Genomic DNA, 10,041 nt, shown 5'->3' with positions numbered 1-10,041 from the left:
TTTTTTATTGTCTACTTGACGGGGCTATGACCAGGATCCCCGTTCTTTTTTGATTATGTTTTAGATTTTATTCCAGAAAGCAACGTCTTCAAGCGGCAATCTTACCGTTGGCCGACCTGGAGCGGCTGCTTTCCCGATAGCAATCAACATCACGCTGCGATAATGGGCAGGGATATTGAACTCCTCCACGAACTGCACTTTGTTATATCCGCCCATCGGGACGGTATCATATCCTCTTGCCCGCGCGCTCAGCATCAGCTGCATGGAGATCAGTCCGGCATCCACGTCCACGATGCTCTCTTTTACGGATTGGTCCATATTCGCATAAAGATTTTCGGCCGTATAGATAAAGCGCTGCTTCACCTCTTCGGTCATATATCCCGCTTCTTCAGACATCGAGTAGATCTTCTCGCCCTTCTCATACCACTTCATATCACCCAGCACAGCAATGACGGCCGAGGCTTGAAGTACATGCTCCTGATTGTTTGCAATCGGATGCAGCTTCTTCAAAAGCTCAGCATCATCGATCACAAGAAAGCGCCATGGCTGCAGATTGCTTGAGGAAGGTGCGAGTGTAGCATCCTTCAGAATCGCTTCCATCTCTTCTCTTGGAATCTTTACCGACGGGTCGTACTGTCGAACCGAGTGGCGTTCCTGAATCACGGTTTGAAAATCGGGTTTTGTTATGGTAGACATGGTTTTTCCCCTCCAAAATTATATTGTGCATTTTTCTGCACAGTTTAAATCGCGAGTTAACTGTGTTGTTTAATGCACAGTATATAGCAGACTGGATTTCTTTGTCAATCACATTTTGAAAGGTTCACTGAGCGATGTCCGCGATCGTCCGGGATTCCAGTATTTTCAGGGTACTGTCCTCAATCTCGGATAAAATGCCGACAAAGGATTCCTTGATTTCCTCGGCAAAACAATGTCCGGTAGCCGCATCCAGCATGCTGTCGCTGATGGAGCTGTGGACTTGAAGAATCGAGTAAACTTCAGCCAGTGTAATGTCACAGGCATTCTTCTTGAGCCGGTAGCCGCCGTCTCTTCCTTCACGCGACTCAATCATATCGGCTTGCGCAAGTGTTTTCAGCACGCGTCGAATCAAAGTCGATTCCGAGTGCAAATACGAAGCGATATCGCCGCTCGAGCATTTACCGGAGTGACGTTCAAGGGTAACCAGTGCTTGCACGGCTAGGCTGAAGGTTTTATAAGTGGACGGGCAGGCCATTGTCGATTTTTTGGAGGCCGCTTCTTTATGGATGCTCATGTTCCTACCCCCTTTTTCAATAATAGAATTGCCTTAAATAGGCATTCTGCAGCTTTACCTGTCGTTCCCATCAAGCTTTTCATTATTGTAACGTAAACCTGACACTCCATCAAGCGCAACAAGGACCATCGTCTAATGGCCCTCTTCTTCAACCAGTGCTTGAGACTCATACAAATTCGCCTCTCGGTAATTCACATCCATTCTCAGATGGCTCGCCAATGCCCGGTCAATATCGCCCTGTTCGAACATGCTTTGAATCTCGTTACGCTCGGATTGAATGGCTTTAAGTTCCAGTTCCCGGCGTTCACTGCTATGCTTCTGCTTTCTTCGACTCCACACTCGATCATTCTGAAGAAAATGCTCCATTGCCCGATAGTCTGCAATAACGGCTTGCAGGACTTCCTGCCTCTGTGCCGGTTTCACTGTCTGGATCTCATGTATTGCAGCACGAATCGCCTCCAGCTTTAGTGCCTTATACATATCCCAATCCGGATGGTCCGGAGACATTGGCGTTTCTTGGGACTCGTTTTTTTTCAACAAGCGCTTCAAGTTCCGCCATAAATTCTTCGTGAGCAGCTTGAACTTATATCGGCTGGTAAGCAGCATCTCGACTTTGTTCAGCGAGGATAGGAACAGCTCCGCGACCCTTGCGGATGCTTTATGTTCCTTAAGCCATGTTTCCGCAACGCTCCGTTCCGCTGTGAGTCCGATTTTTCTTACTGCGATGGTGGCTTTCCAGAACTCCCGCATGTCGCTTTTATCCGTTATTTGAGATTGCTGAAGCCGCTTGGTATACGCATAGATAAGCTGAACTGCCTCTTCCTTATTTTCATCCGTCATTTCTTCCCGCACGGTACGTATACCCGCTTGGAGCATATGAAGCCGTGCCTCTTTCTCGCGATCGATCACCGCGGACGAATCGACATGTTTCTCCCGTGTCAGGAGCGGAAGCAAAACACTCGCGATCACCAGCGTTAATAGGATGACGCCCGCACAGATGAATAACATTAAGCTTCGCTCCGGGAAAGGACGATTGTCCGCAAGGGTGAGCGGGATCGAGAAAGCCGCAGCCAGCGTCAAGGCTCCCCGTACGCCCGATAGTGCAGTCAACAGGGAAGATTTAAACTGACGGTTCGTAGATGCCCAGACCCATGCGAAACGCAGCAATATCAATACAGCCGTTATAAGAAAAATATAGCCGAGAACTTGTCCATTGTTATAGGCAGGGTCACTCCATATTTGATTACCGACTCCTGGGATTTCATGCCCGAGCAGAATGAACACCAGCCCATTTAGCGTGAAGAGAATGACCGACCAGGTGCTGTCCGATACCACTCTGAGCTTTATGGACGCCGATCGCATGCGATCCCTCTCAACCGCATGGGTGACACCCGCCGCAACGACAGCCAGAATCCCGGATAGATGAAATTCCTCGGCGATAAGGTAGATGATGAATGGCGTCAGAATGATGATCAGCATATGAAGCGTGACGTCCTCCATACCGAGACGGCGAAGCAGCATTCGGAACCAGATCACAAGAAATCCTAGAAGTGCGCCGATCACGATGCCTCCAACCGCAATGACAAAAAAACTGCCGATGGCATTCGTTAACGAAAAATAACCCGTTACGGTAGCTGCAATCGCAAAATTAAATGCAACGAGACCGGATGCATCATTCATCAGCGCTTCGCCTTCAAGCAAATGCATGATTTTTCCCGGCAGCTTCACCCTGCCTGACAGGGAGCCCACCGCAACCGCATCGGTAGGCGAGAGTATCGCCGCCAGCGCAAAAGCAGCCGATAACGGTATGGTCGGAATAAGCCAATGAATGAAAGGGCCCGCAATCAGTACCGTTGCAAATACGAGACCTAGCGCCAGCAGCAGGATACTGGACCTGAGCTTCCATAACTCTTCGCGCGGGGTAAGCTTCCCGTCATTGAACAAGAGCGGCGCGATAAACAACACCATGAACAATTCCGGATTCAGCGGAACGTGATGGAACCCGCGAATATAGGCGGCCCCGATCCCAAGCGCAATCTGAATCAACGGGACAGGTATGAACGGCAAAAATCGATTGATGATGTTTGAAATACCGACAAGGACCAGAAACATAAGTACCATAAGAAATAATTCCACAACCCTGCTCCCTCCTCGAAGAATTACCTATGTAACATTGGGATATCCATCAATAGACAGGTATAGGTTGTGTAGAATATTAAAGGTTTATTTATGAATTCGAATAGTTTCAACCTTTATGCCGCCACAAAAAAACAAGGCTTCCTAAAGGAGGTATCCTTTAGAAAGCCCATGCGCTTGCGCTTGCTTTTTAGTATGCAGTCCAGCCTGCATCGGCTGTAACCACAGTACCGTTGACAAAGCTGGCTTCATCTGAAGCCAGGAACAATACGACTTTCGCGATCTCTTCCGGTTCGCCTGCCCGCGGGTTCAGGTTGATACCAGCCATCGCTCTTTCCATGCCGAACGAATTCGGCGCGTTGAGAGTGGTGCCGATATTCGTGCTGACACCTCCTGGAGCAACCGCATTACAGCGGATTCCCTGCGTTGCATATTGGAAACCGACATTCTTCGTTAATCCGACAACGGCATGCTTAGCGGCCGTATACGCTGCCCCTGCTCTGGACCCCATTAGACCTCCAGCAGATGCAATGTTGACAATGACTCCGCTCTTCTTGTCCAGGAAGATTGGCAATGATTTACGAATGGTTCTCATCGGTCCCGTCGTGTTGATGGCAAATACACGATCCCACAATTCATCCGTTAGATCAGCAGCCGGTACGAAGTTGTCCATAATGCCAGCGTTATTGATCAAAATATCAAGCGTTCCATATTCATTAACAGTAGCATCTACCAGCTGCTGTACATCCTCTTCCTTGGCCACATTCGCTACCAATGCCAGGGCTGTGCCGCCTTTTGCCGTAATTCCGTCAACAACGGCTTGCGCTGCCTCAAGACGCAGGTCAGACACAACAACCTTTGCGCCTTCGGCGGCAAACAGTTCCGCTGTCGCTTTTCCCATACCGGAAGCAGCACCCGTAACTATCGCAACTTTACCAGCTAATCTCATGTTCCATACCCCCATTATTGGTTTGATATCATTTCAAAATTCAGTGACAACATTCAACAACTGTACAATACATGACATATGTCTATTCTAGTATAATTGTAGTATGATTTAGGTCACAATCATTAAAAAACATGAAAATGTGCGATACCGAACAAAAAACATAAATTTGTTTATATTTTAATAATTAAATTCGTTATATTTGTAACCGAAAGGACTCGACTCTATGCAAACAAGCAATAAAAGGACCGACCGTCGCATCGTCCGCAGCAAAGAAGCTTTAAAACAAGCGCTTCTATCACTCCTCTCGCAGAAGAGCTTCTCCAGCATTTCCATTACGGAAATCGTAGAGTTAGCGAATTACAATCGAGGAACCTTCTATACCCACTACGACAACAAAGAGTCTCTTCTGGATGATATCCTGACCCCTTTAATGGAGGAACTGATTGCTTCCTTCAGGGCTCCCTACGGGGAAGTCGACGTATTTCATATCGATGAGCTGCCTGCTAATGCGGTAAAAATATTTGATCATATTCATCAAAATGCAGACGTATATACGGCCTTATTCAAAAGCGATGTTCTGCCGCTGGTCCGGGATAAAATGTTCTCGGCATTAAAGCAAATCGCCATGGAGGATTTGGACTATCCCGGGGAAGAGCTCAACCATGAACTTCTCATCATCTACAACATGCACGCCTTAATCGGCCTGGTATTCCACTGGATCGAGAACAATTTCCACTATTCCGTCCCTTATATGAGGGATCAGCTGGTTCTCATGATCAACTGGAGGCCGAGAAGCGTTAGAACACAAATCAAGCGCACGGACCCTACATGAAATCAGAGAGTTGATAACATAGAAAAAAACGCAAAAAAACCATCAACCCGATCAAATAGCAAATCGAGCGGATGATGGTTTTGGAATTTTAGATAAGCCAAAGGCCGCTTCCAAAGATAGTTTTGAACTACCCATGGATACGGCCTTTTCTTTAATACCGATCAATTATGTCCATAATCTAGAAAATAGCGTCGAGAGTACTTTCGACGATTCGATCGGCCAGCTCCCGATTCATCGTAGCGGAGTTCATCACCCGCAGTCCGTAATAGCTGCTTAAGAATAAACTGGCCAGCTGCTTCGCAGAGCGTTCACCTCGTATCTCCCCCGAATGAATCGCCTCTTCCATCACGCGGACCAAGTCTTCCTCGAGATCATAAATATATTGCCCGAATATCCGTTCAACCATGGGGTCCCGCCCAGCTCGTTCCATACTAATATTAACCGCCATGCAGCCGCGATGATTCGGATCCGAAAAATCCATGCCGATCGCCCATTCAAACAAGGCGTGCAGCCTTTCCTTAACCGGGATGGACCGGCCCAGAATCTCTCTGGATATCTCCAGGCCTTCATCATTGTAACGTTGAAGCACCTGCTCGAACAACTCATTCTTGCTGCCAAACGCATTGTACAGGCTCCCTTTACCAAGCCCTGTCTTCTCGCACAGCTCTTGCGTGGAACTCGCTTCATAACCCTTGGACCAGAATACGTCCATGGCTGCATCAATGACAGCTTCTTTCTTGAACTCACGCGGTCTACCGTTCGTGGTCATTCCCCTCATCCCTTTTGAACATGATCTTTGTTATCTAAAAGTATAGGGTTTATGTACCACTCAGTCAAATATTATGATTCTCCCATAAAAAGTCTTCGAACGGTTTCATACGCCAGTTTCGGACGCCGATATTCATCCACGATGCCTTTGCTGTTCCGCGTGCATGAACGATTCAGCAGCCAGCCAAGCCCTTCCGTCACGCGGCAATCGCTAAATTGCCATATGAACATCCCGGAAATGTATTCGCGCTCCATGTATGCCTTCAGATTGTTCGCGATAATATCGGTCTGACGCTCCTCCGAGCCTTTCTCCCGATTCGGACTCCGGAATCCGTAGAACCCGTCCCCTCCGAATTCACTCATAATCATCGGTTTACCTTCTCCGCCGAGCGCATCTGCCCAGCTTCTGGCCAGATCCGCCAGTTCCCCAGGATTTTCGTCGGTATACCAGCCTGGATAGAGATTGAATGACACGATTTCCGCCAAATCAAAACATTTCTCCTGATCCCGATGATGGGAAGCGAAGGACCGAGGCCTGCTGGGATCAAGCTCCCGAATAATGGTTAGCTGCTTTGCGTAGTGAGCTCTCCCCTCCTCCGTGTTACTGGCGCATTCATTCAGAATGGCCCATATCAGGATGGACGGATGGTTAAAATGCTGCTGCACCATTTCACGAGTCACCTGCTCGCTCTGCCAACCGAAATTCGGATGCAGCATCTGCTCCAGACTCAAACCGCGGGCGTGATTTTCCTCCCACACCGCAATCCCTCGTTCATCGCATAGATCGAGAAATCGCTCATCGTTCGGATAATGGCTCGTCCGAACGGAGTTACACCCAAGCTCTGTTATGAGGTCCACATCTTTTACCATGAGGGGCAGCGGAAGTGCGGAACCGGCCATGGGATGGTCCTCATGCCGGTTAACGCCTTTGAGCACGAGATCCTGGCCGTTCAATTGGATTTTTCCGTTATGCGTTGTTATCTCGCGAAAGCCTATGCGGTCCTGCCAATCATCGCAATCCGTACCATCAACAGCAAGTACCGCTCGCAGGGCATACAAATTCGGGTCGTCCAGCGACCATTCCAACACACTTGGATAGGATACCGTGACTATTCGTTCGACCCGCTCCCCTGGCTTCACTTCAAAGCTTCCAAGCGCCCCCTCCACCTCAGCCAGCGAACCGCGGAGTGATCCTTTCTTCATAAGGCTTCCAAGGTTTCGGATCAATACCTTCCAAGAACCTTGCCAAACCCCGCCCTGTTTATATGGAGTGAACATGACGTTTTCAATGTATAAATCGCTTATCTCCTCCAGGGCAACCGGCCGAATAATGCCGCCGTACGTATAGTAATCATTAGGAACATGAAGGGCCGATTCCTCGTTAAAGGAATTATCCACATACACCAGCAGTTCATGTTCACCGGCTTGAACTTCCGGGATGACCATGTCAAAGGCGGTATATGCATTATAATGACGGACTGCCAATTCCCCGTTGAAATAAACATGTGCCGTGTGGCTGACCCCTTTGAATTCGATTCGCAAATTGGTTTTTCGAGACAGCGAGATGATCTTGCGGTATACGCCAACTCCCCTATAGTTTCCGAAGCGTGGGTGCATCTCCCAGCAACCGGGAACAGGCAGCTTGTCAGTGTAACTGGCTGGTCGCTCCCCTATGCCGGCTACTGGAGCAAACTCCCACATTCCCTCCAGTTCCTTGCACTTTCGAATATGGTGGGTATCAAATAATCGCAGCATCTCTTCTCCTCCAATCCATCATGCGGCTTTGAGGATCCCCTCAAAAATCCGATAAGTAAACACTAGATTATTGATGCAGAGTACTCCATAGAAAAGCCGATACAAAACATGTAAAAATCGCTCCTTGCATCCATCCCTGGCGATTGTTGTGATCCTGAGTTATTCTTTTCTTATATCACCTATCAGGATGGAGGCTGGACTGCCGTGTATGAAGCTCGAGATTTGGTTGTGCGGATCAACTGGACCTTCCGAAAGACCACCTCTTCCGATTGGTCTGATATCCGTAATAATACGTCAGTGCACAGTTTCTACTGGATCCATGAAGGCAGCGGAATCTTCTATGCGGATCAAGCATATCCGGTAAGTCAAGGCATGCTGTTTTATATGGAACCAGGCTTGCAGATGCGTATGAAAAGCGCTCCGGAAGCCCCTCTTACCATAAGCATGGTGCTGTTTGAATGCTGCTGCCTTCAACATTTCCGGTCTGAATGGCAGCTCCCTCAAAGCATTCAGCGGCTTGAAATCCCATTTATGGCCCATTTTCTAGGCGAGCAAGCCATCGGGATGGACCATGGTTTCAGCGAAGTGACAAGGGCTTGGGTTCCCGGGAATACGGAGAGTGAACTGGAAAGCAGCGCCCTGCTTCTAAGGATGATCGCCAAATTACATCAGGAGAACAAGCCGTCTCTAATAGAGCCCGCATATGAGGCATATCACCGGATTAAATCAGACATCGAGAACCATTACGCCGATCCGCTTCATATTGGATCCTTAGCAAAGAAACATGCCATTTCGGAGTCATATTTGCGAAAGCTGTTTATGAAGCATCTGCATGTTTCTCCCAAGGACTACCTGACCGACATCCGTATGCGGCATGCAGAGCGTTACTTGGCATACACGTCGTATACATTGAGGTTTATCGCCAACGCATGCGGATATCATGATGAATTTCACTTCAGTAAAGCATTTCATAAGTACAAAGGGATGGCTCCCGCAGCGTTTCGAAAAACCTCAAAACATGCGAATCATTCAACCCTGTAACGGTTGCTGATTGGTGTATCGGCGTATACTCTCGAATCTAAGAAAACCTTATGTAAGCGAAATAAGATTTTATATCAAAAAACGGACTTTAGAGACGTTATTCAACACTAGCAGCAAATCGACTGCCAATGCCCATAATAACAACTCTGTCGTCCGTTTCAACTGGAACATGATTCTTGGTGTAACCGATTGTCTCCAGAAGATTTTATCCCGGCGGCGGGGCCGTGGATCGGCGGATGACCAGCTCCGGGGGGAGCACAATCCGCTGTGGAGGTTCTCCCTGGCTGGACAGATTCCTGACTACAAGGTCCACCGCCAGGCGGCCCATCTGTTCCATCGGCTGGGCAATAACGGTGAGCGGCGGATCGGTTACTCGGGCGAGAATCGTATCGTCAAAGCTGACGACCGAACAGTCCTCCGGAACGCGCAGCCCGAGCTCGCGGATCGCTTGAAGGGCGCCGATCGCCAGCAGGTCGTTGCAGCAAAACAGCGCAGTGGGCGGTTCCTCCAGCTCCAGAATAGCTTTGGCTCGGCGGTATCCGTCCTCGATCTTATGGTCACAGGCCGCCATATAGTCGGGAGACGGCCCGAAACCGAGCGAGGCCGCAGCCTCGACAAACCCCCGTACCCGCTCATTGCTGCTCGTCACCCGTTCATGCTCGGCGAGTACCGCCAGCCTGCGGTGACCGAGACGAAGCAGATGCTCAGCAGCCAGACGTCCCCCTTCCAGGTCATGAACCCGAACGCTGCTTGCGCCAAGGGCCGGATTGTCCCGAGCGATAAGCGCTATAGCCAGCGAATGCTCCTGAAGCGGCTTAAGCAGCTCGCCATGGGATACGCCCGTACCGATAATAACGCCGTCCACCTGCTTTTGTCTCAGCAGGCTGACATAGCGCTTTACCTTCTCTTCCTGGTTGTCCGTGCTGCAGATGATCACGCTGTATCCAAGCTGATGCCCGTGATCCTCGACCGATCGTGCAATCTCGGCGAAAAAGGGGTTGGAGATGTCGGGGACGAGCAATCCCAGGGTATAGGTTTTTTTGCCGGCGAGGGCTGAGGCAATCGCATTCGGCCGATAATTCAGGCGCTGCATGATATCGAGAATCTCCTCACGCCGTTCGCGACTGATCTTGCCCTTGCCGTTCATGACATGAGAGACGGTGGCAATGGAGACGCCGGCTTCGCGCGCAACGTCATAAATAGTCGCTCTTATCATCCCTTGAACTCCATTTGTTTAATTTTGGCATTTCAATTTATTATGAGCTTTCATCTCGTTTAGCGCAAGACCAT

The 10,041-nt window shown here is 49.2% G+C and carries 9 protein-coding genes; 2 read left to right on the top strand and 7 right to left on the bottom strand.

The features are described from left to right. Positions 1–60: 60 nt before the first annotated feature. From M4D81_RS08930 to M4D81_RS08915, 4 genes are all read right to left on the bottom strand, one after another. Positions 61–696 (bottom strand): nitroreductase family protein, encoded by a 636-nt coding sequence (locus tag M4D81_RS08930; protein WP_260065706.1) that lies wholly within the window; start codon positions 694–696, stop codon positions 61–63. A gap of 124 nt (positions 697–820) precedes the next feature. Then, the gene (locus M4D81_RS08925) at positions 821–1,270 is read right to left on the bottom strand and encodes an RrF2 family transcriptional regulator (RefSeq protein WP_071218537.1); all 450 of its coding nucleotides are present in this window, start codon (positions 1,268–1,270) and stop codon (positions 821–823) included. 132 nt (positions 1,271–1,402) lie between these two features. Then, a complete protein-coding gene (locus tag M4D81_RS08920; protein ID WP_260065703.1) occupies positions 1,403–3,406 on the bottom strand; it encodes a Na+/H+ antiporter in 2,004 nt (667 codons plus the stop codon). Positions 3,407–3,596: 190 nt separating this feature from the next. Then, entirely contained in the window at positions 3,597–4,355 is a 759-nt protein-coding gene (locus M4D81_RS08915; protein ID WP_071218539.1) for an SDR family oxidoreductase, read from the bottom strand. 223 nt (positions 4,356–4,578) lie between these two features. On the opposite strand from M4D81_RS08915, the gene M4D81_RS08910 reads away from it, so the two are divergent. Continuing rightward, a complete protein-coding gene (locus M4D81_RS08910; RefSeq protein ID WP_260065700.1) occupies positions 4,579–5,187 on the top strand; it encodes a TetR/AcrR family transcriptional regulator in 609 nt (202 codons plus the stop codon). Between the two features lie 178 nt (positions 5,188–5,365). On the opposite strand, the gene M4D81_RS08905 is transcribed toward M4D81_RS08910, so the two are convergent. Together M4D81_RS08905 and M4D81_RS08900 are read right to left on the bottom strand one after the other, a co-directional pair. Then, positions 5,366–5,956 carry a TetR/AcrR family transcriptional regulator gene (locus tag M4D81_RS08905; RefSeq protein ID WP_260065699.1) on the bottom strand — a complete coding sequence of 197 codons (591 nt, stop codon included), beginning with the start codon at positions 5,954–5,956 and terminating at the stop codon, positions 5,366–5,368. 71 nt (positions 5,957–6,027) lie between these two features. Then, positions 6,028–7,710, bottom strand: coding sequence for a glycoside hydrolase family 2 protein (locus tag M4D81_RS08900; RefSeq protein ID WP_260065698.1), 1,683 nt, complete (start codon positions 7,708–7,710; stop codon positions 6,028–6,030). 204 nt (positions 7,711–7,914) lie between these two features. Here M4D81_RS08900 and M4D81_RS08895 point away from each other — a divergent pair, with 204 nt between their 5' ends. Beyond that, entirely contained in the window at positions 7,915–8,751 is an 837-nt protein-coding gene (locus M4D81_RS08895; RefSeq protein ID WP_071218543.1) for a helix-turn-helix transcriptional regulator, read from the top strand. 205 nt (positions 8,752–8,956) lie between these two features. Here M4D81_RS08895 and M4D81_RS08890 read toward each other — a convergent pair whose 3' ends face one another. Next, the gene (locus M4D81_RS08890; RefSeq protein ID WP_201259346.1) at positions 8,957–9,967 is read right to left on the bottom strand and encodes a LacI family DNA-binding transcriptional regulator; all 1,011 of its coding nucleotides are present in this window, start codon (positions 9,965–9,967) and stop codon (positions 8,957–8,959) included. Positions 9,968–10,041: the final 74 nt, after the last annotated feature.

Origin of the sequence: Paenibacillus sp. p3-SID867 (assembly GCF_025142895.1) — a bacterium.
Classification (GTDB): Bacteria; Bacillota; Bacilli; order Paenibacillales; family Paenibacillaceae; genus Paenibacillus_AQ.
This window is presented reverse-complemented; position numbering and strand designations above follow the sequence as displayed.